Origin of the sequence: Klebsiella sp. K5-204, from assembly GCF_030128585.1 — a bacterium.
Taxonomy (GTDB): domain Bacteria; phylum Pseudomonadota; class Gammaproteobacteria; order Enterobacterales; family Enterobacteriaceae; genus Klebsiella; species Klebsiella quasipneumoniae.
The window spans coordinates 57895-82032 of sequence record NZ_JAKUZS010000003.1 but is presented as its reverse complement, the minus strand read 5'-3'; the positions used below and the strand labels follow the sequence as shown (position 1 = coordinate 82032).

At 59.6% G+C, this 24138-nt stretch carries 24 protein-coding genes, 1 pseudogene and 1 riboswitch; of the genes and pseudogenes, 12 read left to right on the top strand and 13 right to left on the bottom strand.

Translation table 11 applies throughout. The features are described 5' to 3' along the window. Positions 1 to 9: 9 nt before the first annotated feature. Both MKR05_RS09065 and MKR05_RS09060 read right to left on the bottom strand, forming a co-directional pair. Positions 10 to 879 carry a GyrI-like domain-containing protein gene (locus MKR05_RS09065; RefSeq protein ID WP_050533736.1) on the bottom strand — a complete coding sequence of 290 codons (870 nt, stop codon included), beginning with the start codon at positions 877 to 879 and terminating at the stop codon, positions 10 to 12. Between the two features lie 77 nt (positions 880 to 956). Further along, entirely contained in the window at positions 957 to 1364 is a 408-nt protein-coding gene (locus tag MKR05_RS09060) for a YgiW/YdeI family stress tolerance OB fold protein (protein WP_023291025.1), read from the bottom strand. A 149-nt stretch (positions 1365 to 1513) separates the two neighbouring features. Here MKR05_RS09060 and qseB point away from each other — a divergent pair, with 149 nt between their 5' ends. From qseB to MKR05_RS09040, 4 genes are all read left to right on the top strand, one after another. After that, positions 1514 to 2173, top strand: coding sequence for a quorum sensing response regulator transcription factor QseB (gene qseB, locus MKR05_RS09055; protein ID WP_044524726.1), 660 nt, complete (start codon positions 1514 to 1516; stop codon positions 2171 to 2173). Next, complete coding sequence (gene qseC / locus MKR05_RS09050; RefSeq protein ID WP_087824485.1) at positions 2170 to 3519, top strand: quorum sensing histidine kinase QseC; 1350 nt, start codon at positions 2170 to 2172, stop codon at positions 3517 to 3519. Before qseB ends, qseC begins: the two co-directional genes overlap by 4 nt. 106 nt (positions 3520 to 3625) lie before the next feature. Beyond that, the gene (locus MKR05_RS09045) at positions 3626 to 4207 is read left to right on the top strand and encodes an NAD(P)H-dependent oxidoreductase (RefSeq protein WP_023291028.1); all 582 of its coding nucleotides are present in this window, start codon (positions 3626 to 3628) and stop codon (positions 4205 to 4207) included. Positions 4208 to 4288: 81 nt separating this feature from the next. Continuing rightward, positions 4289 to 4603 (top strand): putative quinol monooxygenase, encoded by a 315-nt coding sequence (locus tag MKR05_RS09040; RefSeq protein WP_023291029.1) that lies wholly within the window; start codon positions 4289 to 4291, stop codon positions 4601 to 4603. A gap of 73 nt (positions 4604 to 4676) precedes the next feature. On the opposite strand, the gene parE is transcribed toward MKR05_RS09040, so the two are convergent. From parE to nudF, 5 genes are read right to left on the bottom strand one after another with little or no spacing between them, the layout of a single operon-like run. Further along, entirely contained in the window at positions 4677 to 6572 is a 1896-nt protein-coding gene (gene parE, locus MKR05_RS09035) for a DNA topoisomerase IV subunit B (protein WP_004205235.1), read from the bottom strand. Positions 6573 to 6602: 30 nt separating this feature from the next. Then, a complete protein-coding gene (yqiA, locus tag MKR05_RS09030) occupies positions 6603 to 7178 on the bottom strand; it encodes an esterase YqiA (protein WP_004205236.1) in 576 nt (191 codons plus the stop codon). Then, entirely contained in the window at positions 7178 to 8005 is an 828-nt protein-coding gene (gene cpdA, locus MKR05_RS09025) for a 3',5'-cyclic-AMP phosphodiesterase (RefSeq protein ID WP_004205237.1), read from the bottom strand. The genes yqiA and cpdA overlap by 1 nt, the downstream gene beginning before the upstream one ends. A gap of 24 nt (positions 8006 to 8029) precedes the next feature. After that, a complete protein-coding gene (locus tag MKR05_RS09020; protein ID WP_004205239.1) occupies positions 8030 to 8452 on the bottom strand; it encodes a DUF1249 family protein in 423 nt (140 codons plus the stop codon). Next, on the bottom strand, positions 8449 to 9081 hold the full coding sequence (gene nudF, locus MKR05_RS09015; RefSeq protein ID WP_004205241.1) for an ADP-ribose diphosphatase: 633 nt from the start codon (positions 9079 to 9081) through the stop codon (positions 8449 to 8451). The genes MKR05_RS09020 and nudF overlap by 4 nt, the downstream gene beginning before the upstream one ends. Before the next feature lie 196 nt (positions 9082 to 9277). Here nudF and tolC point away from each other — a divergent pair, with 196 nt between their 5' ends. From tolC to MKR05_RS09000, 3 genes are all read left to right on the top strand, one after another. Then, positions 9278 to 10738 carry an outer membrane channel protein TolC gene (gene tolC, locus MKR05_RS09010; protein WP_023291030.1) on the top strand — a complete coding sequence of 487 codons (1461 nt, stop codon included), beginning with the start codon at positions 9278 to 9280 and terminating at the stop codon, positions 10736 to 10738. Between the two features lie 167 nt (positions 10739 to 10905). Beyond that, positions 10906 to 11577 (top strand): DUF1190 family protein, encoded by a 672-nt coding sequence (locus MKR05_RS09005; protein WP_002916849.1) that lies wholly within the window; start codon positions 10906 to 10908, stop codon positions 11575 to 11577. A 5-nt stretch (positions 11578 to 11582) separates the two neighbouring features. After that, positions 11583 to 12743 carry a glutathionylspermidine synthase family protein gene (locus tag MKR05_RS09000; RefSeq protein ID WP_023291031.1) on the top strand — a complete coding sequence of 387 codons (1161 nt, stop codon included), beginning with the start codon at positions 11583 to 11585 and terminating at the stop codon, positions 12741 to 12743. A gap of 42 nt (positions 12744 to 12785) precedes the next feature. Here the strand turns inward: MKR05_RS09000 and ygiD are convergent, their stop codons facing one another. Beyond that, a complete protein-coding gene (ygiD, locus tag MKR05_RS08995; protein ID WP_004205244.1) occupies positions 12786 to 13577 on the bottom strand; it encodes a 4,5-DOPA dioxygenase extradiol in 792 nt (263 codons plus the stop codon). A gap of 186 nt (positions 13578 to 13763) precedes the next feature. Here ygiD and zupT point away from each other — a divergent pair, with 186 nt between their 5' ends. Then, a complete protein-coding gene (zupT, locus tag MKR05_RS08990) occupies positions 13764 to 14534 on the top strand; it encodes a zinc transporter ZupT (protein ID WP_064155330.1) in 771 nt (256 codons plus the stop codon). Positions 14535 to 14597: 63 nt separating this feature from the next. Here the strand turns inward: zupT and ribB are convergent, their stop codons facing one another. Then, positions 14598 to 15251, bottom strand: coding sequence for a 3,4-dihydroxy-2-butanone-4-phosphate synthase (gene ribB, locus MKR05_RS08985; RefSeq protein WP_023159075.1), 654 nt, complete (start codon positions 15249 to 15251; stop codon positions 14598 to 14600). Between the two features lie 105 nt (positions 15252 to 15356). Beyond that, positions 15357 to 15508: riboswitch (FMN riboswitch) on the bottom strand. A gap of 120 nt (positions 15509 to 15628) precedes the next feature. On the opposite strand from ribB, the gene ubiK reads away from it, so the two are divergent. After that, positions 15629 to 15901 (top strand): ubiquinone biosynthesis accessory factor UbiK, encoded by a 273-nt coding sequence (ubiK, locus tag MKR05_RS08980; protein WP_004174355.1) that lies wholly within the window; start codon positions 15629 to 15631, stop codon positions 15899 to 15901. Positions 15902 to 15935: 34 nt separating this feature from the next. Here the strand turns inward: ubiK and glgS are convergent, their stop codons facing one another. Continuing rightward, positions 15936 to 16133 carry a cell surface composition regulator GlgS gene (glgS, locus tag MKR05_RS08975; RefSeq protein ID WP_004205248.1) on the bottom strand — a complete coding sequence of 66 codons (198 nt, stop codon included), beginning with the start codon at positions 16131 to 16133 and terminating at the stop codon, positions 15936 to 15938. On the opposite strand from glgS, the pseudogene MKR05_RS08970 reads away from it, so the two are divergent. Continuing rightward, positions 16125 to 16271, top strand: a pseudogene (locus MKR05_RS08970) (hypothetical protein); the annotation flags it as partial. The gene glgS and the pseudogene MKR05_RS08970 sit on opposite strands and share 9 nt — an antisense overlap. Positions 16272 to 16351: 80 nt before the next feature. On the opposite strand, the gene hldE reads toward MKR05_RS08970, so the two are convergent. Genes hldE through MKR05_RS08955 form a run of 3 tightly spaced genes read right to left on the bottom strand, consistent with a single transcriptional unit; the run spans position 16352 to position 22000 of the window. After that, positions 16352 to 17785 carry a bifunctional D-glycero-beta-D-manno-heptose-7-phosphate kinase/D-glycero-beta-D-manno-heptose 1-phosphate adenylyltransferase HldE gene (gene hldE / locus MKR05_RS08965; protein WP_023291033.1) on the bottom strand — a complete coding sequence of 478 codons (1434 nt, stop codon included), beginning with the start codon at positions 17783 to 17785 and terminating at the stop codon, positions 16352 to 16354. A gap of 58 nt (positions 17786 to 17843) precedes the next feature. After that, entirely contained in the window at positions 17844 to 20681 is a 2838-nt protein-coding gene (gene glnE / locus MKR05_RS08960) for a bifunctional [glutamate--ammonia ligase]-adenylyl-L-tyrosine phosphorylase/[glutamate--ammonia-ligase] adenylyltransferase (RefSeq protein WP_186799634.1), read from the bottom strand. Between the two features lie 20 nt (positions 20682 to 20701). Beyond that, positions 20702 to 22000: an inorganic triphosphatase gene (locus MKR05_RS08955; protein ID WP_087824483.1), complete on the bottom strand. Its 1299-nt coding sequence runs from the start codon at positions 21998 to 22000 to the stop codon at positions 20702 to 20704. 214 nt (positions 22001 to 22214) lie between these two features. Between MKR05_RS08955 and MKR05_RS08950 the strand changes: the two genes are divergently transcribed. Together MKR05_RS08950 and MKR05_RS08945 are read left to right on the top strand one after the other, a co-directional pair. After that, on the top strand, positions 22215 to 22835 hold the full coding sequence (locus MKR05_RS08950) for a TIGR04211 family SH3 domain-containing protein (RefSeq protein WP_023291036.1): 621 nt from the start codon (positions 22215 to 22217) through the stop codon (positions 22833 to 22835). 61 nt (positions 22836 to 22896) lie between these two features. Further along, on the top strand, positions 22897 to 24138 hold the full coding sequence (locus tag MKR05_RS08945; RefSeq protein ID WP_050533730.1) for a multifunctional CCA addition/repair protein: 1242 nt from the start codon (positions 22897 to 22899) through the stop codon (positions 24136 to 24138).

Sequence of the window (24138 nt, the reverse complement as noted above, 5' to 3'; positions counted from 1 at the left end):
TCACCTTAATCAGGCCAGCGGCAGATAAATATCGGTTTGCAGCTCATGCTCAGCCACCTGGTGGACAAAATTGTGGTAACGGAAGTAGACCGGAAAATCCCGTAACGTCTCGCCTGAAGCGGGTAACCAGTCGCGATAGAGATACCAAACGCTGTTCGCCAGGGTGTCCAGCGAGCCGTGATGGCGCACGACGGCGCAGCGTCCGCCGGGGATTTCGCCGTTAATCACGCCAAAGGCGTTTTCACCAACCGGCCGTTCGACCGTACCGCAGAGATCAAAACGAAATGCCTCCTGCGGGGTAGTCTGCGGATCGTCCCAGGCGATCCCCCAGGTTTCGCTGGTGGCAACGGGCGATAATCCGCTCGTCTTACGCCAGGCGATAAAACGCGCGGCGGTGGCGTTGACAAGGTCCGGGCTGCCACGATGTTGCAGGACGGCTACCCGGGTGGTGGGGAACGAAATGATATTGACGTCCATCGACGTTTGCTCCTGTAGCGTATGTTTCGGTACGCGTCGATGCCACTCGGCCCAGTCCGGTTGCTGACGGAACTGGGTCGGGCTTTGGTCAAACGCGGTACGGAAGGCACGGCTGAACGACTCCGCATTCTGAAATCCGGCATCAAGGGCAATGTCGATGATTTTATCGCGGGGGTTGAACGCCAGGCGCCAACAGGCGCGTCGCAGACGTAACCACTGAATATACCGGTACAAGGGAATGCCGGTATACGCGCTAAATTGCCGGTGAAAATGGTAAGGCGAACTGTGCGCTATCGCGCTCAGCGCCTCCAGCGACAGCGGCTCATCAAGATGACGCGCAATGTATCTACAGACGCGCTGGAAGCGCCCGGCATACGCCGGGCTGGCCTTAATATCGTTCATCGTCTCCTCCTCGCGACATACTCTGACAGAGCGAGGATAGCGATTCCTGACCGATCTTGCGCTTATCCGCCGGAGACTTATGGCGTGATTTTACGGATCTGTTTAACGTCGATCTCCACCGAGTTCCAGTCCTTATCGACTTCCCCCTGAATTTCTACCGTGTCCTGCGGGCCGACGGTGACGCCGTTCCAGCGTTTGTGGTCGATATCGACATTGATCACCCCGGTAGCATCCTGGAACTTATACAGATCATCGGACACGCGCTCGGTAATTTTGCCCCGCAGGGTCACCCAGGTATCGTCCCGCAGCGATTTGACATTGGTGACGGTGGTGACCGCGCCGCTCGGGCCGGTAAATCCGCCGCCCTGGGTGGTCGAACTTGCCGGCGTGGTCGCAGAAGGACCGGTATACCCGCCCTGTCCGGCAGCCAGCACCGGCATGGAAACCAGGGCAACGATCGCGGTCATCGCAGCAATTTTCTTCATGATGTGTTCTCCCTTCGTGTTGATATGGCTCCTATTACGCCCGACAAAACTTAACGACTTCTTAAGGGGAAAAAAGAAATTTTAATGCTGTACAACCCCGGTCGCAACGCGGTTTACTGCGCAGAGCAGCCGGGTTGGCAGGAGGGAAAATGCGCATATTATTGGTGGAAGATGACAAGTTAATCGGCGATGGCATCAAGGCCGGGCTGAGCAAAATGGGCTTCAGCATCGACTGGTTTACCGCCGGGCTGGAGGGCAAAAACGCCTTATACAGCGCCCCCTACGACGCGGCAATTCTTGATCTCACCCTTCCCGGCATCGATGGCCTCGATATTCTGCGCGAGTGGCGCGACAAAGGCCGCCATGAGCCGGTGCTGATCCTCACCGCCCGCGATGCGCTCAGCCAGCGGGTGGAGGGGCTGCGCCTGGGCGCCGATGATTATCTGTGCAAACCTTTCGCCCTGATTGAGGTAGCGGCCCGCCTCGAAGCATTGATCCGCCGCGCCCACGGCCAGAGCAGCAGCGAGCTGCGCCACGGCAAGGTGAGCCTTGACCCGAACCGCTTAACCGCCAGCCTCGACGGCGAAAGCCTGACGCTGAAGCCGAAGGAGTTCGCCCTGCTGGAACTGCTGCTGCGTAACGCCGGGCGCGTACTGCCGCGTAAGCTTATTGAAGAAAAGCTCTACACCTGGGACGACGAGGTCTCCAGCAACGCCGTGGAAGTTCACGTCCATCATCTGCGCCGCAAACTCGGCAGTGAATTTATCCGCACCGTCCACGGCATCGGCTATACCCTGGGTGACGCATGAAACGACTTGCCCGCCTGAGCCTGCGCCTGCGTCTGACGCTGCTGTTTGCCGTGCTGACCGCCGCCGCCTGGGGGGTGGCCAGCGTGATCGCCTGGCAGCAGACCAGTAAAAAGCTGGATAAGCTGTTTGATACCCAGCAGCTGCTGTTCGCCCGCCGCCTGAGCGTCATGAATTTCGAAGAGCTCCGCGCCCCGCCGGCATCGCTCGGGGAAAAGAAAAAGGTGCGCCACGGGCATATCGACGACGATGCGCTGGCGTTCGCCATCTTCACCCGCGACGGCAAAATGGTGCTTAACGACGGCGAAAACGGGGAGGATATTCAATGGCACTCGCAGCGCGAGGGCTTCAGCGATGGCTACCTGCGCGGCGATGATGACGAGTGGCGCTTCCTGTGGTTAACCACCGCCGATGGCCGCCACCGTATCGCCGTCGGCCAGGAGTGGGATTATCGCCGCGAAATGGCGATGGACATTGTTACCTCGCAGCTAACGCCGTGGATGATCGCCCTGCCGCTGATGTTCGTGCTGCTCATCGTGCTGTTAAGCCGCGAACTGGCGCCATTGAAACATCTGGCGCGCACGCTGCGCCTGCGCGCGCCGGACTCGGCGGAATCGCTCAGCGTGGAGAAGATCCCCACTGAAGTCCGCCCGCTGGTCGAGTCGCTGAATCAGCTGTTCCAGCGCACCCACGACGTCATGCTGCGTGAGCGTCGGTTTACCTCTGATGCCGCCCACGAGCTGCGCAGCCCGCTGGCGGCGCTGAAGGTGCAGACTGAAGTCGCCCAGCTCTCTCTGGACGATCCACAAGGGCGTGAGAAAGCCCTGGCTCAGCTCCATCAGGGGATCGATCGCGCCACCCGTCTGGTGGATCAGCTGCTGACGCTGTCGCGGCTGGACTCGCTCGCCCAGCTGGACGACGTGCAGCCGGTCGCCATCGACGATCTGCTGCAGTCGGCGGTAATGGAGATGTACCACCCGGCGCAGCAGGCCGGGATTGAGCTGCGCCTGCATCTTAATGTCTCTGGCATCTCCCGCACCGGCCAGCCGCTGCTCCTTAGCCTGCTGGTGCGCAATCTGCTGGATAACGCGGTGCGCTACAGCCCGCGCGGCAGCCAGGTCGATATCACCCTCAACGCCCGCGAGTTTCGGGTACGCGATAACGGCCCCGGCATCAGCCCGCAGGCGCTGGCGCGCATCGGCGAGCGTTTCTACCGCCCGCCGGGTCAGGATGCTACGGGCAGCGGCCTGGGCTTGTCGATCGTCCGGCGCATCGCCTCGCTGCACGGCATGCGCGTCGAGTTTGCCAATGCCCGCGACGGCGGCTTCGAAGCCCGCGTTGACTGGTAGCGATATTATTGCTCATTTAGCAAAAGACTTTGCACATTTTGCTCATTTTACTGCCCCGCTTCGCGGGGTAAGATCGTCGGCAAATTTTCAAGATTGAGGACAAATGATGAGCAACATCCTGATTATCAATGGCGCAAAAAAATTCGCGCACTCGAATGGCCAGCTGAACGACACCCTGACCGAGGTCGCGGAGAGTTATCTGCGCGACGCCGGACACGATGTTAAAAGCGTTCGCGCCGACAGCGAGTACGACGTAAAAGCCGAAGTGCAGAATTTCCTCTGGGCCGATGTGGTGATCTGGCAGATGCCGGGCTGGTGGATGGGCGCCCCGTGGACGGTGAAAAAATATATGGATGACGTCTTTACCGAAGGCCACGGCTCACTGTACGCCAGCGACGGCCGTACCCGCTCCGACGCCAGCAAAAAATATGGCTCCGGCGGCCTGGTGCAAGGGAAAAAATATATGCTCTCCCTGACCTGGAACGCGCCGATGGAAGCCTTCACCGACGAAGAACAGTTCTTCCACGGCGTCGGCGTTGACGGCGTTTACCTGCCGTTCCATAAAGCCAACCAGTTCCTGGGTATGGAGGCGCTGCCAACCTTTATCGCCAACGACGTGATTAAAATGCCTGATGTCCCACGGTATATCGCAGAATATCGCAAGCATCTGGCGGAAATTTTTGGTTAACTAGGGGTCTATGCTCTACATATTTCGAGTTATTCGAACCTGGAGTATGACAAGATCCACACAGAAGGAGTTGAGTTAACCATGTTAACAGTGATTGCAGAAATCCGTACCCGCCCGGGCCAGCACCACCGCCAGGCGGTTCTCGATCAGTTCGCGAAAATTATTCCGACCGTTTTGCAGGAAGCCGGCTGCCACGGCTATGCGCCCATGGTGGATCATGCCGCTGGCGTCAGCTTCCAGACCACCGCTCCTGACTCTATCGTCATGGTGGAGCAGTGGGAAAGCGTCGCGCATCTTGAAGCGCACCTGCAGACCCCGCACATGAAAGCCTGGTCGGAAGCGGTCAAAGGCGATGTGCTGGAGACCAACATCCGTATCCTGCAGGCCGGCGTCTAAGCCCGCTGACGCAGAAACGAAATAAGAAAAGGGAGCCTGAGGCTCCCTTTTACGTCTGGCGCAGCGCGCGGTCTTACACTTCCAGGTCCGCCATATCGCCCTTCTCCTGCAGCCAGTTGCGACGATCTTCGGAACGCTTCTTGGCCAGCAGCATATCCATCATCGCCGTGGTCTGCTGCTCATCCTCATCGCTGATCACCAGCTGCACCAGGCGGCGGGTATTCGGGTCGAGGGTGGTTTCCCGCAGCTGCATCGGGTTCATCTCGCCGAGACCTTTAAAGCGCTGGACGTTTGGCTTGCCCTTCTTACGCTTCAGCTGCTCCAGCACGCCGGTTTTTTCTTCTTCCGTCAGCGCGTAGTAGACCTCTTTGCCGAGGTCGATACGGTACAGCGGCGGCAGCGCCACGTAGACGTGCCCCTCTTTCACCAGGGTACGGAAATGTCTCACAAACAGCGCGCACAGCAGCGTGGCGATGTGCAGACCATCGGAGTCCGCATCCGCCAGAATACAAATTTTGCCGTAGCGCAGCTGGCTTAAATCATCGCTATCCGGGTCAATCCCAATCGCCACCGAAATGTCGTGTACTTCTTGCGAAGCTAACACTTCATCGGAAGAGACTTCCCAGGTATTCAGGATCTTGCCTTTCAGCGGCATGATCGCCTGATATTCACGATCGCGCGCCTGCTTGGCTGAACCGCCCGCCGAATCCCCTTCGACGAGGAACAGCTCGGTACGGTTCAGATCCTGGGCGGTGCAGTCGGCCAGCTTACCCGGCAGCGCCGGACCGCTGGTCAGCTTTTTGCGCACCACTTTCTTGGCGGCGCGCAGACGGCGCTGGGCGCTGGAAATAGCCATCTCCGCCAGCAGCTCCGCGGCCTGCACGTTCTGGTTCAGCCACAGGCTGAAGGCGTCTTTCACCACGCCGGAGACGAACGCCGCGCACTGGCGCGACGACAGGCGCTCTTTGGTTTGCCCGGCGAACTGCGGATCCTGCATCTTCACCGACAGCACGTAGGCGCAGCGATCCCAGATATCTTCCGCCGACAGTTTCACCCCGCGCGGCAGGATATTACGGTACTCGCAGAACTCACGCATCGCGTCCAGCAGCCCCTGACGCAGGCCGTTGACGTGCGTCCCGCCCTGCATGGTCGGGATCAGGTTGACGTAGCTCTCGGTCAGCAGCTCGCCGCCTTCCGGCAGCCACAGCAGCGCCCAGTCCACCGCTTCCGTCTCGCCGGAGAAGGTGCCGACGAAAGGTTTTTCCGGCAGCAGCGGCAGGCCGTTCACCGCTTCGCTCAGGTAGTCGTTAAGGCCATCGGCATAGCACCAGCTCTGCTCGCTGTTGTTGACCTGGTCGCGGAAAACAATTTCCACGCCCGGGCACAGCACCGCTTTCGCTTTTAACAAGTGGGTCAAACGCGAAACGGAGAAGCGCGGGCTATCGAAGAAGCTTTCGTCCGGCCAGAAATGGACGCTGGTCCCGGTGTTGCGTTTACCGCAGGTGCCGGTGACGTGCAGGTCCTCTACTTTCTCACCATTCTCAAAGGCGATGCTGTAGACCTGACCGTCGCGACGCACGTTGACCTCCACGCGTTTTGACAGGGCGTTGACCACCGAAATCCCCACCCCGTGCAGACCGCCGGAAAACTGGTAATTTTTGTTGGAAAACTTACCGCCCGCGTGCAGCCGGCAGAGGATCAGTTCAACCGCCGGCACCCCCTCTTCCGGGTGAATGTCGACCGGCATCCCGCGCCCGTCGTCAATCACCTCGAGGGACTGGTCGGCGTGCAGGATCACTTCCACGCGTTTAGCATGGCCTGCCAGCGCTTCGTCCACACTGTTATCAATCACTTCCTGACCAAGATGGTTAGGACGGGTGGTGTCGGTATACATGCCCGGACGGCGGCGCACCGGCTCTAGCCCGGTGAGTACCTCAATGGCATCAGCGTTATATGAAGATTGCGTCATGGTGTGTATTCGTAGGTCGTTCAGGGCCGTTTAGCGCAGGCCGAGAAATTCGATAATCTGAGTGAAATGATCGTCAAAGCCGACAAATGCGTGATTACCGCCCTCCTCCACCGTCTGCCGGCAGGAGGCGTAGTAATGAACGGCCTGGCGGTAATCAAGCACTTCATCCCCGGTCTGCTGCAGCAGCCAGAGTAAATCCGGCGCTTCGAGCGGGTCGATTTGCATGACTTTGAGATCGTAAATATGGCGAGACTCTAGCACATATTGCTGCCCGGTGTACGGATTCTCATTGTGGCCGAGAAAATTGTTCAGCAGCTCAAACGGCCGCACCGCCGGGTTAACCACTACCGCTGGCAGCATAAAGCACTGCGACAGCCAGGTCGCGTAGTAGCCGCCCAGCGACGACCCTACGACCCCCAGCGGCTCGCCGCCGTGCTCCAGCACGATGGACTCCAGCAGCTCCGCCGTTTCCGCCGGGTAAGGCGGCAGCTCCGGCACCACCATGGCGATCTCAGGATAGTGCTGCGCCAGCCAGGTCTTTAACGCCGTCGCCTTCGCCGAGCGCGGAGAACTGTTAAAGCCGTGCAGATAAAGGAGCGTCGCCATCAGTAGCCTTCTGAAGCAATATCCGGATGAAACGCCGCGCCTTCCAGGCGGCACACTTCGGTGGTCAGCGTTCCGTCAGGGTGAAGCTCCAGCCAGCGCCAGCCCGGCGACACCGTATCGAGGGTGAAATTGGCGCAGTGCGGTTTGAACTGAACGCAGGTCGACGGCGTCGCCATCATACGTCGGCCATTCCAGTCGAGATCCAGCTCCTGATGAATATGGCCGCACAGCAGATGCTTCACCCGCGGCCAGGCGCTCAGCGCGCTGTCCAGCGCGCCGGCGTTGCGCAGACTGTGTTGATCCAGCCAGCTGCAGCCGGCCGGCAGCGGATGATGATGCAGCAGGAGTAAGGTATAACGCTCCGGCGCCTCCGCCAGCTTATGTTCGAGCCATTCCAGCTGGAAGTCGCTCAGCTCGCCATGGGGAACGCCAAACACCTGGCTGTCCAGCAGCAGGATCTGCCAGTGGTCGCCGAGAAACACGCGCTTGGCGGGGGAAATGCCCGACTCCTGCAGGGTGCTGTACATCGCCGGCTGGAAATCATGGTTGCCCGGTAGCCAGACGCAGGGTGCAGCGAAACTCGCGATGCCCTCAGCAAAATGCTGGTAGGCCGCGGAGGAGTGATCCTGCGCCAAATCGCCTGTTGCGACAATCAAATCGCATGGACGCTGTGAGGCATGAATGGCCGACAGTACGGCCTGATAGCTTTCCCAGGTATTGATGCCTAACAACGTTTCATGTTTTTCAGCAAACAGGTGAGTATCAGTAATTTGTAAGATCCTGACTCTGGCCTCACCAGCCAGAGGTAGGTTTAACAGGCTTTCCAAATGGTGTCCTTAGGTTTAACGACGCTAACAAACCGGAATCGCCATCGCTCCATGTGCTAAACAGTAACGCAGCCAGTCGGCCAGAAACTGGTTAATTTGATGCTTTTCGTCGCGTTGATGCAACTTTTTATTAGGATAATCATATCGCGCTTTGAAGCGAAAGATCTGCTGACTCGAACACACTTCGGCCACCATGGCGTCATGGTAGAGGCGAACGGTCATCGACGGCAGACTCCAGTAGCTCACCGCTGGCAGAGTCTGCTCTATCGCCACCAGAGTAGTGTAGCGGGTTGATTCCGTTATCGTTAACCGATATTGCGCGCTTCCCACCTGATAGCTCACCTTCTCACCCGCTGCATCCGTTCGCGGCAACAGGCGGCGCAACTGGGCGAAATTGGTCTCGCACAGGCGCATCATCTCAGGGAAGTCAGGTGTATAACGCTTCATTTTGTCCACTCGTTTCGTAAATTGTGATAATGCAATTGCAGCCATTGCAAGGCGATGACAGAGGCTGCGTTGTCGATTTTCCCCTCTTCTACCCACTGGTAAGCCTGCTCCCGGCTCACCACATGCACCCGAATATCCTCATTTTCCTCGGCCAGGCCGTGAATGCCTTTTGCCGTCGATGCATCAACTTCGCCCACCAGGATCGATAACCGTTCGCTGGTGCCGCCAGGACTGGCCAGATAGCTTAATATTGGTTTCGTCCGCCCAACTTCAAGGCCGGCCTCCTCCAGCGCTTCCCGACGGGCGACATCTTCTACCGTCTCACCCGCCTCGATCATGCCGGCGACCATTTCCAGCAGCCAAGGGCTCTCGCTGGTATCATAGGCGGCGATACGGATTTGTTCGACCAGCACCACTTCGTCCCGCACCGGGTCAAAGGGTAGCAAGACGGCGGCATGCCCGCGCTCAAAAATTTCACGGGTGACTTCGCCGCTCATGCCGCCGTTAAACAGACGGTGGCGAAAACGGTATAAATCGAGCGAAAAAAAACCACGATACAGCGTTTCGCGTGCAATAATTTCTACATCATTTTTGGAGAAGGTAATTCCCTGGTGAATGGGTTTGCTCATTGTCATGTCCTGCTAATCCGAAATGAGGGATTTCCAGACCGTTTGGCTACCGTTTTACGGTCCGTATGTTAGATTGGTGCAAATTACCGCCGGATGGCACGTAACGCCAACTTTTTACGGCGGCAGAATCGATACAATCAGCGGAATTTTTCTTAGAATTAGACCAGCGCTAAATGCTTCACAACAAGGAATGCAAATGAAGAAATTGCTCCCCATTCTTATCGGCCTGAGCCTGACCGGGTTCAGCGCCATGAGCCAGGCGGAAAACCTGCTTCAGGTTTACCAGCAGGCGCGCATCAGCAACCCCGATCTGCGTAAATCGGCAGCCGATCGTGACGCCGCGTTCGAAAAGATCAACGAAGCGCGCAGTCCATTACTGCCTCAGCTCGGGCTGGGAGCGGATTATACCTATACCAGCGGCTTCCGTGATTATAAAGACCAGAATTCTAACGTCACCAGCGGCTCGCTGCAGTTAACGCAGGTTCTGTTTGATATGTCGAAATGGCGCGCCCTGACGCTGCAGGAAAAAACGGCAGGCATTCAGGATGTCACGTATCAGACCGATCAGCAAACGCTGATTCTGAATACCGCGACGGCCTATTTCAAAGTGCTGGCCGCCATCGACACGCTCTCTTATACCGAAGCGCAGAAACAGGCAATTTACCGCCAGTTGGATCAAACCACCCAGCGCTTTAACGTCGGTCTGGTGGCGATCACCGACGTGCAGAACGCCCGTTCACAATACGACGCCGTGCTGGCGAACGAAGTGACCGCGCGTAACGATCTCGACAACGCCGTGGAAGAGCTGCGCCAGGTTACCGGCAACTACTACCCGGAGCTGGCCTCCCTGAACGTAGACGGCTTCAAAACCAGCAAACCGCAGGCGGTGAACGCCCTGCTGAAGGAAGCGGAGAACCGCAACCTGTCGCTGCTGCAGGCGCGTCTGAGCCAGGATCTGGCCCGCGAGCAGATTCGCCAGGCGCAGGACGGCCATTTGCCGACCCTGGATTTGAACGCCTCGTCGGGCGTTTCCAACAACCGCTACAGCGGCTCAAACAGCATCACGCAAGATGCTGATATCGGTCAGAACAAAATCGGCCTGAGCTTCTCCATGCCGCTGTATCAGGGCGGGATGGTTAACTCGCAGGTTAAACAGGCGCAGTACAACTTCGTCGGCGCCAGCGAGCAGCTGGAAAGCGCTCACCGCAGCGTGGTCCAGACCGTGCGTTCTTCGTTTAACAACGTGAATGCTTCTATCAGCAGCATCAACGCTTACAAACAGGCGGTGGTCTCTGCGCAAAGCTCCCTGGATGCGATGGAAGCAGGCTACTCGGTGGGTACCCGTACTATCGTTGACGTCCTCGACGCCACCACCACGCTCTACAACGCCAAACAGCAGCTCTCGAATGCGCGCTACAACTACCTGATCAACGAGCTGAACATCAAGTCGGCGTTAGGTACGCTGAACGAGCAGGATCTGGTCGCCCTGAACAACACCCTGGGCAAACCGATCTCCACCTCCGCGGACAGCGTCGCGCCGGAAAATCCGCAGCAGGATGCCACTGCCGACGGTTACGGCAACACGACCGCGGCCGTGAAGCCGGCGTCTGCACGGACGACGACCCAAAGCAGCGGCAGCAATCCGTTCCGTCAGTAATTCTCATACTGTGACGCGCATCGCCTGTCCATCGGACAGGCGATGCGTTAAACGTAAGGCAACGTAAAGATCCCCCGCTTAGCGCCCCTCTTCGCTTCATTTTCCACCACTCATCCTCTATCCTGAGCGTTAACACACGCCATACCACTGGGTCCTGGAAGACAAATATGAAACGGACAAAAAATATTAATCATTCGTCGTTCCGCAAAAGCTGGAGCGCACGCCACCTGACGCCGGTCGCCCTGGCCGTCACCGCGGTCTTTATGCTTGCCGGTTGTGAAAAAAGCGACGAAACGGTCTCGCTGTACCAGAACGCCGATGACTGCTCCGCCGCCAACCCGGGCAAAGCAGCCGAATGCACCACGGCCTACACCAACGCGGTGAAAGAGGCAGAGCGCACCGCGCCGAAATATGCCACCCGCGAAGACTGCGTCGCCGAGTTTGGCGAAGGCCAGTGCCAGCAAACGCCTGCCCAGGCGGGCGTCGCCCCGGAAAACCAGGCGCAGGCGCAAAGCAGCGGCAGCTTCTGGATGCCGCTGATGGCCGGCTACATGATGGGCCGCCTGATGGGCGGCGGCATGGCGCAACAGCAGCCGCTGTTCAGCTCCAAAAACCCGGCCAGCCCGGCCTACGGTCAGTACACTGACGCCAGCGGCAAGAGCTATGGCGCCGCCCAGCCGGGCCGCACCATGAACGTGCCGAAAACCGCGATGGCGCCGAAGCCAGCGACCACCACCACCGTCACCCGCGGGGGCTTCGGCGAGTCGGTGGCGAAGCAGTCGACCATGCAGCGTAGCGCCGCAGGCTCCACCTCCTCTTCTCGCTCAATGGGCGGCTAAGCAACATGGAAAGAGTTAGCATTACCGAGCGCCCGGACTGGCGCGAGAAAGCGACCGAATACGGCTTCAACTTCCACACCATGTACGGCGAGCCCTACTGGAGCGAAGAGGCTTATTACAAGCTGACCCTCGCCCAGGTGGAAAAGCTGGAGGAGGTCACCGCCGAGCTGCATCAGATGTGTCTTCAGGTGGTGGAAAAAGTGATCGCCAGCGATGAGCTGATGGCCAAATTCCGCATCCCTAAACACACCTGGGGCTTTGTGCGCCAGTCGTGGAAAACCAACCAGCCGTCACTCTACTCACGTCTCGACCTGGCCTGGGATGGCGTCGGCGAGCCGAAGCTGCTGGAGAACAATGCCGACACGCCGACCTCGCTGTATGAAGCGGCCTTCTTCCAGTGGATCTGGCTGGAAGACCAGCTCAACGCCGGCAAGCTGCCGGCGGGCAGCGATCAGTTCAACAGCCTGCAGGAAAAGCTAATCGATCGCTTCGGTGAGCTGCGCGAGCAGTTTGGCTTCCAGCTGCTGCATATGGCCTGCTGCCGCGATACCGTTGAAGATCGCGGCACCGTGCAATATCTGCAGGACTGCGCCGCCGAGGCGGGGCTGGCGACGGAATTCCTCTACATCGAAGATATTGGTCTGGGTGAAAAAGGCCAGTTTACCGATCTCCAGGATCAGGTGATTGGCAACCTGTTCAAGCTCTATCCGTGGGAGTTTATGCTGCGGGAGATGTTTTCCACCAAGCTGGAAGACGCCGGCGTCCGCTGGCTGGAGCCGGCGTGGAAGAGCATCATCTCCAACAAAGCGCTGCTGCCGATGCTGTGGGAAATGTTCCCTAATCATCCGAATCTGCTGGCGGCTTACTTCAGCGAAGATGCCCATCCGGAGATGGAGAAGTACGTCATTAAGCCAATCTTCTCCCGCGAAGGCGCCAACGTGTCGATCGTTGAGAATGGCAAAGTTTTGGAAGCCGTGGAAGGCCCGTACGGAGAAGAAGGCACAATCGTGCAGGAATTTTACCCGCTGCCGAAGTTTGGTGACAGCTACACGCTGATTGGCAGCTGGCTCATCAACGATCAGCCCGCCGGGATCGGCATTCGTGAAGACCGGGCGCTGATTACCCAGGATCTGTCGCGCTTCTATCCGCACATTTTCGTCGAATAATGTCGCGCTCCGGCGACGATACCGCCGCCGGAGCACAACCTATCAGGCGCCAACCACCACCGATAGCATACTCAACGAGCCCATCTCGATGCCATCGACCGGGGTCGAAATCGCCTCAACGCCGTCCCACGCCCCCAGGACATATAACAGCGGCAGGAAATGTTCCGCCGTTGGGTTGGAGAGCGAGCCCCCTTCATGTGCCAGGTAGTTAACCAGCGGGTGCTGATCGTCCGGGCCCTGCCACTGCAAATTCGCCTTCACGTAGTTGTTGAAGGACTCCGCCCACGGATACGGCGTGTTCTCGCCATGCCAGCGGGCGGTACGCAGGTTATGCACCACGTTGCCGCTGGCCACCAGCATAATGCCTTCATCACGCAGCGAGGCCAGCTTCCGCCCCATTTCGAGATGCCAGGCCGGCGGTTTGGTGCTGTCGATGCTCAGCTGAACCATCGGGATATCCGCCTGCGGATACATCTTAATCAGCACGCCCCATGAACCATGGTCAAATCCCCAGGCTTCTTTATCGAGGGTGACCGGCACCGGCGAGAGCAACTCCACCAGTCGTTGCGCCAGCGCCGGGGAACCCGGAGCCGGGTAATGGGTGTCATACAGCGCCTGCGGGAAGCCGCCGAAGTCGTGAATGGTCTTCGGGGCCTCCATCGCCGTCACGCCCGTACCGCGCGTGAACCAGTGCGCAGAGACCACCACGATCGCTTTCGGACGCGGCAGGGTTTCGCCCAGGTGAGCCCAGGCGCGGGTATAGCGATTGTCTTCCAGCACGTTCATTGGGCTGCCATGGCCGAGGAACAACGCGGGCATTCGGGTACGGGACATGATGATATCCTTAGGGTGTCAATGTGATGTGCTCACATTACGCGCTTTTGCGCCAGGATAAACTCAGATAACCATGATGATGATCGTCAGAAAATTTGAATGTAATTCGCGGTAAAGGGAGCTGTCCCGTACGCGCATCCTCAGGCAATATACTCGTATGCACTTATTTTCGCAGGGAGAGAAGCGATGTCATCACCCTTAATATTGACGCTGTTAGCCGGTAGCGCAACCTTTATTGGCGCCATATTCGGCGTGATTGGCCAGAAACCCTCTAACCGCCTGCTTGGCTTCTCCCTCGGCTTTGCCGCCGGGATCATGCTGTTGATTTCGTTGATGGAAATGCTGCCTGCCGCGCTGGCCGCCGAGGGCATGTCGCCGCTGCTCGGCTACGGAATGTTTGTTGTCGGCCTGCTGGGCTACTTTGGTCTCGATCGCCTGCTGCCGCACGCCCACCCGCAGGATCTGATGCCGCCCGCCGCGCCGCGGCCGCGCAATTTACGCCGCACCGCCATTTTGCTGACGCTGGGTATCAGCCTGCATAATTTTCCGGAAGGCATCGCCACCTATGTCACGGCCAGCAACAACCTCGAGCTTGGCATGGGAGTGGCGCTTGCCGTCGCCCTGCACAATATTCCTGAAGGTTTGGCGGTTGCCGGGCCGGTATATGCCGCTACCGGATCGCGCAGCAAGGCGGTGCTCTGGGCCGGTCTTTCCGGCATGGCGGAGATTTTAGGCGGCGTGCTGGCGTGGCTGATTCTGGGCAGTCTGGTCTCGCCGCTGGTCATGGGCGCGATCATGGCCGCCGTCGCCGGGATTATGGTGGCGCTGTCGGTCGATGAACTGATGCCGCTGGCAAAAGAGATCGATCCGCAAAGCAACCCGAGCTATGGCGTCCTGTGCGGGATGTCGGTGATGGGGCTGAGCCTGGTGGTGCTCCAGACGATGGGCATCGGTTAAGGCGCAGAAACAAAACAGCCCACTAAAAAGTGGGCTGTTTTCACTGGCGTTGTCAGCCGCTGATTAGCTGGCTTTACGCTCATGTTCGCGACGATAGGCCACCAGATCTTCAATCGTGACAACTGCCATATTATGCTGCTGAGCGAACTTGATGCACTCCGGCGCGCGGGCCATAGTGCCATCGTCATTGGTCAGCTCGCACAGCACGCCTGCCGGTTTGAAGCCGGCGAGAGTCACGAGGTCGATAGTGGCTTCGGTGTGGCCGCCGCGGGTCAGTACGCCGCCCGGCTGCGCCCGCAGCGGGAAAACGTGGCCAGGACGGTTGAGATCGGAAGGTTTCGCGCCGTCGGCAATCGCCGCGCGGACGGTGGTCACGCGGTCGGCAGCGGAAACGCCAGTGGTCACGCCTTCGGCCGCTTCGATGGTGACGGTAAAGCCGGTGCCGTAGGCGCTGGTGTTGTTCTCCACCATCATCGGCAGATCCAGCTGTTTACGGCGATCTTCGGTCAGGCACAGGCACACAATGCCGCTGCCGTGACGAATGGTCAGCGCCATCTGCTCTACGGTCATGGTTTCGGCGGCGAAAATCATATCGCCTTCGTTTTCACGGTCTTCATCGTCAAGCACCATCACGCCGCGGCCTTCGCGCAGGGCGTTTAAAGCGTGTTCCACACGTTCAAAAGCGGTACCAAAAGAAGAAAGGAGCGTCTGATTCATGGTAAAAAAACCTCATTAAAATTATGGTTACCAGAATCAGGGCAGTCTTAGGAGCGCCGGTTTAGCGGCAAAAGTCAACGCGAGCGGGCCTGGGCCCGACTGTGCCGTTACTCTCTCCCATCCGGACTTTAACCGTCGGCCCCGGAATTACACCGGATCTGCTGACCTTCCCGTAGTCACGGGAAGCGCTCGCGGGCTTTCAACGCCATGGTTGATTTACCGCCGGTGGGGAATTTCGCCCCGCCCTGAGAATAAGCGAGATAACTATAACGCTATTGACTATCCTCGGCAATGCATAAGCTTCAAACATTTCTGGTTTATAGGCGGCCTGGTTCGCACTACAATGATCAATCATCCGACCCGAGCAGGAAACCACCATGATTGACCCGAAAAAAATTGAACAAATCGCCCGCCAGGTCCATGAGTCGATGCCAAAAGGACTTCGCGATCTGGGTGAGGATGTTGAGAAGAAAATCCGCCAGGCGCTGCAGTCGCAGCTGACCCGCCTGGATCTGGTTAGCCGCGAAGAGTTTGACGTGCAGACTCAGGTTCTGCTGCGGACCCGCGAAAAACTGGCGCTGCTGGAACAGCGCCTGAATGACCTTGAAAACCGCCCGGCGACGACGCCTGGCAGCGAAGAGCAGCAGTAAAAAAACGGGCCCTCAGGGGCCCGTTTGCGTTGGCTTAGTGTGCGGCTTCCGCCGGGCTGTTCACCTGACGACAGTACAGTTCATAGCGCTGGCAAAACCATTCACGATGTTCTTCATCCATATTGCCGACGATGGCCTGAAGATCAACTGGCTGGCCCTGGGCGTGCATTCTGGCGAAACTCCGCGCCAAAAAATCAAAATTCTTCATTGAATACATATCGTTATGGTTCATGCGCATACTCCTTCAGCGGTGGATGTTCTGATCAGTCATATGCCTTTTACTCACTTCAGTATTTACGCTTACCTTAACGCCATTTGTACGAAAAATGCGCTTAATGTGATTATTTATTGCGCCAAATCATTTTCCACATCATTAAATAAAAACGGCCCGCGATATCGCTATCGCAGGCCGTGATGCCGCACCGTTCTGGTGGGTGAATAGCGAAACGGTTATTTTTCGCTATCTTTTTGTATTTTCTTAATAATGTTGGTGGTTGAGCACCCATCTTCAAAGTTGAGCACCAGCACTTCGCCACCGTTCGCCCAGACCTCTTCACTGCCAGCGATCTGTTCCGGTTTGTAGTCGCCGCCTTTGACCAGCAGATCCGGCAGGATCCCGGCAATCAGGCGCTGCGGTGTATCTTCTTCGAAGGAGACCACCCAGTCGACCGCCTCCAGCGCCCCCAGCACGATCATCCGCTGCTCCAGCGGGTTCACCGGGCGGGTTTCGCCTTTCAGACGTTTGGTGGAGGCATCGCTGTTGACCGCCACGATCAGACGGTCGCCCAGTTTGCGCGCATTCGCCAGATAGGAGACATGGCCGGCGTGCAGAATGTCGAAGACGCCGTTGGTCATAACCACTTTCTCGCCGCGCTTGCGCGCTGCCGCAACCGCCTGTTTGAGTTCCTCTTCGCTCATCACGCCGAAGCCAGTCTCAGCCCGGCCGCGAACCGCATTTTCCAGCTCGACAGGAGAAACAGTGGAGGTTCCCAGCTTGCCAACCACCACGCCCGCCGCGGCGTTGGCGAAATAGCAGGCCTCTTCCAGGGTATTGCCGGAGGCCAGGGTCGCCGCCAACACGCCAATCACCGTGTCGCCGGCGCCGGTGACATCGTACACTTCCTGGGCCTGGGTCGGCATATGCAGCGGCGGACGCCCCGGCTGTAGCAGCGTCATCCCCTGCTCAGAGCGCGTCACCAGCAGCGCTGACAGTTCGAATTCGGCGATGAGCTTCATGCCGCGCTCAACGATCTCCGCTTCATTCTGGCACTTGCCCACCACCGCTTCAAACTCAGAGAGGTTCGGCGTGAGCAGCGTTGCGCCGCGATAGCGTTCGAAATCGGTACCTTTCGGATCGATCAGCACCGGCACGCCTGCTTCACGGGCGAGCTTGATCATCGTCTGGACGCTGGTCAGCGCCCCTTTAGCGTAGTCCGAGAGAACCAGCGCGCCAATCGAGCCCAGCGCCTGCTGAATGCGCTCGTGCATCGGCTGCGGATCAACGCCGGAAAAGCCCTCTTCAAAGTCGAGGCGGATCAGCTGCTGGTTGCGCGACAGCACCCGCAGCTTGGTGATGGTCGGGTGAGTCGGGACGGAGACAAAGTCACACTTCACATTGACGTTGGCCAGCGCCTGGCTCAGCGCGCGGGCGGCGTCATCAATCCCGGTCAATCCCACCAGGCGCGACGTCGCCCCCAGGGAGGCGATGTTCATCGCTACGTTTGCCGCGCCGCCAGGACGTTCTTCGATATTTTCCACCTTCACCACCGGCACCGGGGCTTCCGGGGAAATACGACTGGTGGGGCCGTACCAGTAGCGGTCCAGCATCACATCACCCACCACCAACACTCCTGCACGTTCAAACTCCGGCAGCGTTACTTTCATGACTCTCTCCTGCGAGACGCAAACTTTGCGCGCGATAATAGCACACCCGATTTTATAGTTAAGCCATCAGCCACTTCTGCCAGCTGGCGCTGACCTGCTCACGCTCCCGGCTGAATGCCTCTGGCGCCACGTGTCCCGGCAGCTCCTGCAGGGCCAGGTGATGGAGCGCATCACGCAAGGTGGTGTACGCGTGCGTTAAGGCTCGCGCTTCCTCCTCGTCCATGATGTCGTTCTGCGCCAGCAGCTCGAGAATACGCACGTTATCAGACCAGCGGGTCAACTTCGGCTTGTCGCTGGCATAGCGTAGGACCAGATACTGGGTAATAAATTCAATATCCGTGATCCCACCGGCATCGGCTTTGATATCAAAACGATCGGCATGTTTGTTGCCGAGGTGGGCGCGCATCTTCTCACGCATCTCGCGAACTTCGGTCTGCAGGGTCGCGCCATCCCGCTCGGTGGTCAGGATATCGCGACGAATGGCGTCAAATCGCGCCTGCAGCGCCGGGTCGCCATAGACCACGCGAGCGCGCACCAGCGCCTGATGCTCCCATGTCCAGGCTTCGTTCTGCTGATAGTCGGCAAACGCGTCGGCGGTGGTGACCAGCATCCCCGCCGCGCCGGAAGGGCGCAGCCGGGCGTCAACTTCGTAGAGAATACCGGACGAGGTGCGGGTGCTGAACAGATGCATGATCCGCTGAGCCAGCCGCAGGTAGAACTGACGGCCGTCGATCTCCCGCTCGCCGTCGGTCATCACCTCCGCCGGGCAGTCATGGAGGAACACCAGGTCGAGATCGGAACTGTAGCCCAGCTCCCAGCCGCCGAGCTTGCCGTAGCCGACGACGGCGAAGCCGCGCCCCTGGCGATCGTGCAGGTGGGTCGGCTGGCCGTAGCGGGCCACCATCTGTCCCCATGCCTGCTGCACCACCGCGTCGAGGATCGCTTCGGCAAGCCAGGTTAAGTGATCGCTGACCTTCATCACCGGCAGCGTGCCGGCGATATCCGCCGCGGCGATATGCAGCTGCTGCGCCTGCTTGAACTGGCGCAGTGCCTCCAGCTGCTGCTCTTCATCCTCTTCCGGCACGCGCAGCAGATACTGGCGCAGCTCGTCGCGATAGGCATCGGTCGCCGTCGGCTGATAGAGGGTGTTGGGATCCAGCAGTTCATCAAGCAGCAGCGGGTGGCGCGCCAGCTGGCTGGCGACCATCGGCGACGCCGCGCAGAGCGTAATCAGGTGCTTCAGCGCGCCGGGGAATTCGCTCAGTAGCTCAAGATAGGTGGTGCGAGTGACGATCCCGGTCAACAGCGGCGTGATCCGCGCCAGAGGCAGAGGCGCATCGGCGCGCGAGCAGATTTCGCTCAGCAGATGCGGCATCAGTTGATCCAGCACCTGGCGGCCTCGCGGGCCGATGGTGCGCCGATCCAGCTCTTTACGGAAATCAGCAATTAGCGCCAAAACGCTGCGGCGGTCGGCGTCGTTTAAATGCGCCAGCGCCGGGCTGGCGTCATCTTCTTCCAGCGCATCCTGCCACAGTTCGCGCCAGTACTCCGCCAGCTGCTCATCCGGCGACTGGGCCTCATCATCGCCGATCAGCTCATTAAACACCCGCCGCACGCTGGCCATATGGCTCGCCAGCTGCGCGCTCAGCGTCTCCCAGTCGTCGGTATGCATCCCCCACGCCAGCCTGGCGCGGTTCAGTTCATCCTGCGGCAGAGTCTGAGTCTGCTCATCGTTGAGGCTCTGCAGCAGATTTTCCAGCCGGCGCAGGAACAGATAGGCCGCGCGCAGCAGCGTCGCGTCGCCTTCCGGCAGCAGATGCAGCTCATCAATCGCCGCCAGCGTCGGCAGCAGCGCCCGCTGCTGCAGCGCAGGTTCGCGACCGCCGCGGATCAGCTGAAAGACCTGCACGATAAACTCAATTTCACGGATCCCGCCGGCGCCGAGCTTGATGTTGTCTTTCAGCCCGCGACGCCGCACTTCGCGAGCGATCATGCCTTTCATGTTACGCAGCGACTGGATCACGCTGAAGTCGATATAGCGGCGGAAGACGAAGGGGCGAAGCATCGCGCGCAGCTCGCTGGCGTAGGCGTCGTCGTTATCGCCCATGATCCGCGCTTTCACCATCGCGTAGCGTTCCCAGTCCCGGCCCTGCTCCTGGTAATAATCCTCCAGCGCCGCAAAGCTGAGCACCAGCGGCCCGCTGTCGCCAAACGGCCGCAGGCGCATGTCCACCCGATAAACAAAGCCGTCCTGCGTCGGCTGGTCGAGCGCCTTGATAAGCCGCTGCCCCAGGCGGGTAAAGAACTGGGCGTTATCCAGCTCGCGGCGGCCGCCGCGGGTGGCGCCATGCTCGGGCCAGGCAAAAATCAGATCGATATCGGAAGAGAAGTTCAGCTCGCCGCCGCCCAGCTTTCCCATCCCGAGGATCAGCAGCGGCTGCGGCTGGCCCTCGGCATTGCAGGGCGTTCCCCACTCTTTACAGCAGGCGGCGTACAGCCAGTCGCGGGCGGCGACAATCAGGGTCTCCGCCAGGACGCTCAGCTGCTGCAGCGTCTCTTCTTCGCTTACCAGCGACAGCGCCTGCGCCCAGGCGATGCGGACCATCATATGACGGCGGAAAAGACGTAGCTCTCGCATCAACCCCGCTTCGTCAGCCACCGCCTGCAGGCGTTCCTGCAGCCAGGTCTCATAATGCCGCCACTCTTCCGCCTCCGGTGAAGACTGGGCAAGCTCGTTCAGCCAGCCTGGCTGGGCGATCACACTCTGTTCGACAAAATCACTGAACGCCATCACCGACCTGGCCTGCGGGCTCAGTTCGGCGACGGGGAAATCCGCTGGCAGGCGGTCAGCGACCGTCTGCCAGTGCTGCTGTAACTGCGAAGAAAGCGGCATCATAGGGGCTCCCTGGCCTGTAATTATCGTTTTCCACTATGCAGCCAGAACGGCTCGGCAGCCAGCGCCTGGCGACGGAAATATTCAAAGACGCTGCGGTCGTCATGCTCTATCGCACGCTGTAGTTCCTGCCAGTTCTCCAGCCACGGCGCGACGGCGTCGCCATAGGCGCCCGCCAGCAACTGGACGCTGTCGATGTCGCGCGCCAGCTTCGGCAGCTGGTCGGCGGCATCCTCCACCGCCAGGTGCTGCACGGCGCCGCGCAGCTCAGCCGCCGCCCGGGAAAGGTGAATATCGGCAAACCGTTTGAACGATCCGGCTATTTTTTTCTCTCCCGCCTCGTTGAGGAACGGACGCCAGCCGCGCTGGACCAGCCATTCGGTCAGCGCCAGTTTGGCGGCGACGACCTCGGTGCGGAATAACGCCTCATCGGCGGTGTCCGCGGCCAGCAGCGCCGCTTCGGCATCGTTCAGCAACGCGCGGAGGTGGGTGGTCGCCTTCCGCGGCACGATGCCGCCGAACAGCACCAGCGCATGGCGCACGCGGGCTATCGCCAGCAGGATTTCCGCTTTGGCTTTCGCGTTGCCGCGCAGCCAGACCTCATCGTGATACAGCCAGTGCGCCAGGGCGCTCTCCAGCGCCGCCTCCAGCCCCTGCTCCACGCTGGCCTTCGCCGCCACCGGCAGCACCGCCAGCCGGGTTACCGGGCGCTCGTCGTTGCCTTGCGCCAGATGATACCCGCGCGCGGCTTTGCTCAGGCTCCCCTGACGCAGGACGCCGCTCTCCAGCAAACGCTGCGCGAGGCGCAGCAGATCGGCAGTCTCCCCGGCGAGCAGCTCCAGCTCCAGCTCGCAGATCGGCTCCTGATGCTCGCCCGCCTTCACTTCGCCGCGATCGAGGGCAATCTCAATTTCACTCTTTCCTTCCTGGATCACCCAGCGTTCACGGGCAAAGTCGGTGCTGAACAGCGGTTGCACATGCTCCGCCAGCGCGGCTGGAAGTTCCCCTTGCGGCCAGACCTCCGCCGGCAGGCGCTCAAGCGCCAGCTCAGGTTTATCCAGTGGAATATTGTATTCCGGGCGCTGGTGCAGGCCGCCCACCACCCGACCGGCGATTTTCAGCGTCATCTCATAACGCCCCTGGTCGCCGCGGATGCGCAGCCCCATGTCGTGACGACGCAGCCAGTTATCGGCGGTTTCATAGTAAATGTTCAGCAACTGGCTCGCGGGCGTATGTTTCGCCTCGAGCGCATTGAGCTGCTCGCGCAGCGTCTCTACCCCATCCTGAGCGACGATAAACTTAAGTTCGATTTCTTGAGCCATGACTGAATTCTTCCGCTTCTGTGCTGCGCCGACAAATTGCGGCGAACTTACGACGATATTTTTTGTCAGTAGATAGTATTTTGCGGCGAATCGCCATGCAACGCGCTTTTTGCCGGGCCACCTCCTGGATGATTCCGATTGTGGTGGAAAACTTTGCGTCGCTCTGGCGATGCCTCTACTATCGTTCCACTTTTTATGACCAAACGATGACCTGATGCCAAAATTACGCCTGATTACTTTTACTTTGCTCGCGCTTAGCGCCGCCACGGCGGTTCACGCAGAAGAAAAGCGCTACGTTTCCGATGAGCTGAACACCTGGGTTCGCAGCGGCCCGGGCGATAATTATCGTCTGGTCGGCACCATCAACGCCGGGGAAGAAGTGTCGGTGCTGCAAACCAACGACAGCACCAGTTACGCGCAGATCCGCGACGCGAATGGGCGTACCGCCTGGATCCCGCTGAAAGAGCTGAGCAACGAGCCCAGCCTGCGCACCCGCGTCCCGGATCTGGAAAACCAGGTCAAAACGCTGACCGATAAGCTGAATAATATCGACGCCACCTGGAACCAGCGCACGGCGGATATGCAGAAGAAAGTCGCCGGCAGCGACAGCGTGATCAACGCGTTGAAAGACGAGAACCAAAAGTTGAAAAACGAGCTGGTTGTCGCGCAGAAGAAGGTGAATGCGGCGAATCTGCAGCTTGATGATAAACAGCGCACCATTATCATGCAGTGGTTTATGTACGGCGGCGGCGTGCTGGGCGTCGGTTTGCTGCTGGGTCTGGTGCTGCCGCATCTGGTGCCAAGCCGCAAACGTAAAGACCGGTGGATGAACTAATTCGTCTTCTCTGCCAGACTTACGTATCATCTTGCGAAAAACAGATACGGGAGAATCAGGCGTGAAGAGTTATCTGGTCGGTGGTGCGGTGCGCGACGCGCTGTTAGGACTGCCGGTCAAAGACCGAGACTGGGTGGTGGTGGGCGCCACCCCGCAACAGATGCTTGACGCGGGCTATCAGCAGGTAGGCCGCGACTTTCCCGTGTTCCTTCATCCGCAAAGCCGGGAAGAGTATGCCCTGGCCCGCACCGAGCGCAAATCCGGCGCAGGCTATACCGGTTTTACCTGCTATGCCGCCCCGGACGTCACTCTTGAAGCGGATCTGCTGCGCCGCGACCTGACGGTCAACGCCCTCGCCCAGGATGCCGACGGCACGATTATCGACCCCTACGGCGGACAAAACGATCTCCGCCAGCGCCTGCTGCGCCATGTCTCTCCCGCCTTTAGCGAAGACCCGCTGCGCGTGCTGCGCGTGGCGCGCTTTGCCGCCCGCTATGCCCATCTCGGTTTTCGCATCGCCGAAGAGACCCAGACCCTGATGGCCGCCATGGTTGAGGCTGGCGAACTGGTCCATTTAACGCCGGAGCGGGTGTGGAAAGAGACGGAAAGCGCGTTGACCACCCGCAACCCGCAGGTCTTTTTCCAGACGCTGCGCGACTGCCAGGCCCTCAAGGTGCTGTTCCCGGAGATTGACGCCCTGTACGGCGTGCCGGCCCCGGCCAAATGGCACCCGGAAATCGATACCGGCCTGCACACCCTGATGACCGTCACGATGGCCGCGATGCTATCGCCGGACGTCGAGGTGCGCTTCGCCACCCTGTGCCATGACCTCGGCAAAGGGCTGACGCCGAAAGCGCTCTGGCCGCGTCACCACGGCCATGGCCCGGCGGGAGTCAAGCTGGTGGAGCAGCTCTGCGCGCGTCTGCGGGTGCCGAACGATATCCGCGATCTCGCGAAACTGGTGGCGGAGTACCATGATCTGATCCACACCCTGCCGATCCTGCAGCCAAAAACCCTCGTCAAACTTTTCGACAGCATTGACGCCTGGCGTAAACCGCAGCGCGTGCAACAGATCGCCCTCACCAGCGAAGCCGACGTCCGCGGGCGTACCAGCTTTGAGGCCAGCGATTATCCGCAGGGGCGCCTGCTGCTGGAAGCCTGGGAAGTGGCGCAGTCGGTCTCCACCAAAGAGGTGGTAGCGGCGGGCTTTAAAGGGGCGGAAATTCGCGAGGAGCTGACGCGGCGGAGAATTGCGGCGGTGGCGCAGTGGAAGGAACAGCGTTGCCCCCAGCCGCAAGGCTGA

Bases quoted from the DNA above. Each gene is read 5' to 3' on its own strand.
- MKR05_RS09065 (WP_050533736.1), bottom strand. From the start codon at position 879: ATGAACGATATTAAGGCCAGCCCGGCGTATGCCGGGCGCTTCCAGCGC.
- MKR05_RS09060 (WP_023291025.1), bottom strand. From the start codon at position 1,364: ATGAAGAAAATTGCTGCGATGACCGCGATCGTTGCCCTGGTTTCCATG.
- qseB (WP_044524726.1), top strand. From the start codon at position 1,514: ATGCGCATATTATTGGTGGAAGATGACAAGTTAATCGGCGATGGCATC.
- qseC (WP_087824485.1), top strand. From the start codon at position 2,170: ATGAAACGACTTGCCCGCCTGAGCCTGCGCCTGCGTCTGACGCTGCTG.
- MKR05_RS09045 (WP_023291028.1), top strand. From the start codon at position 3,626: ATGAGCAACATCCTGATTATCAATGGCGCAAAAAAATTCGCGCACTCG.
- MKR05_RS09040 (WP_023291029.1), top strand. From the start codon at position 4,289: ATGTTAACAGTGATTGCAGAAATCCGTACCCGCCCGGGCCAGCACCAC.
- parE (WP_004205235.1), bottom strand. From the start codon at position 6,572: ATGACGCAATCTTCATATAACGCTGATGCCATTGAGGTACTCACCGGG.
- yqiA (WP_004205236.1), bottom strand. From the start codon at position 7,178: ATGGCGACGCTCCTTTATCTGCACGGCTTTAACAGTTCTCCGCGCTCG.
- MKR05_RS09020 (WP_004205239.1), bottom strand. From the start codon at position 8,452: ATGAAGCGTTATACACCTGACTTCCCTGAGATGATGCGCCTGTGCGAG.
- nudF (WP_004205241.1), bottom strand. From the start codon at position 9,081: ATGAGCAAACCCATTCACCAGGGAATTACCTTCTCCAAAAATGATGTA.
- tolC (WP_023291030.1), top strand. From the start codon at position 9,278: ATGAAGAAATTGCTCCCCATTCTTATCGGCCTGAGCCTGACCGGGTTC.
- MKR05_RS09005 (WP_002916849.1), top strand. From the start codon at position 10,906: ATGAAACGGACAAAAAATATTAATCATTCGTCGTTCCGCAAAAGCTGG.
- MKR05_RS09000 (WP_023291031.1), top strand. From the start codon at position 11,583: ATGGAAAGAGTTAGCATTACCGAGCGCCCGGACTGGCGCGAGAAAGCG.
- ygiD (WP_004205244.1), bottom strand. From the start codon at position 13,577: ATGTCCCGTACCCGAATGCCCGCGTTGTTCCTCGGCCATGGCAGCCCA.
- zupT (WP_064155330.1), top strand. From the start codon at position 13,764: ATGTCATCACCCTTAATATTGACGCTGTTAGCCGGTAGCGCAACCTTT.
- ribB (WP_023159075.1), bottom strand. From the start codon at position 15,251: ATGAATCAGACGCTCCTTTCTTCTTTTGGTACCGCTTTTGAACGTGTG.
- ubiK (WP_004174355.1), top strand. From the start codon at position 15,629: ATGATTGACCCGAAAAAAATTGAACAAATCGCCCGCCAGGTCCATGAG.
- glgS (WP_004205248.1), bottom strand. From the start codon at position 16,133: ATGAACCATAACGATATGTATTCAATGAAGAATTTTGATTTTTTGGCG.
- hldE (WP_023291033.1), bottom strand. From the start codon at position 17,785: ATGAAAGTAACGCTGCCGGAGTTTGAACGTGCAGGAGTGTTGGTGGTG.
- glnE (WP_186799634.1), bottom strand. From the start codon at position 20,681: ATGATGCCGCTTTCTTCGCAGTTACAGCAGCACTGGCAGACGGTCGCT.
- MKR05_RS08955 (WP_087824483.1), bottom strand. From the start codon at position 22,000: ATGGCTCAAGAAATCGAACTTAAGTTTATCGTCGCTCAGGATGGGGTA.
- MKR05_RS08950 (WP_023291036.1), top strand. From the start codon at position 22,215: ATGCCAAAATTACGCCTGATTACTTTTACTTTGCTCGCGCTTAGCGCC.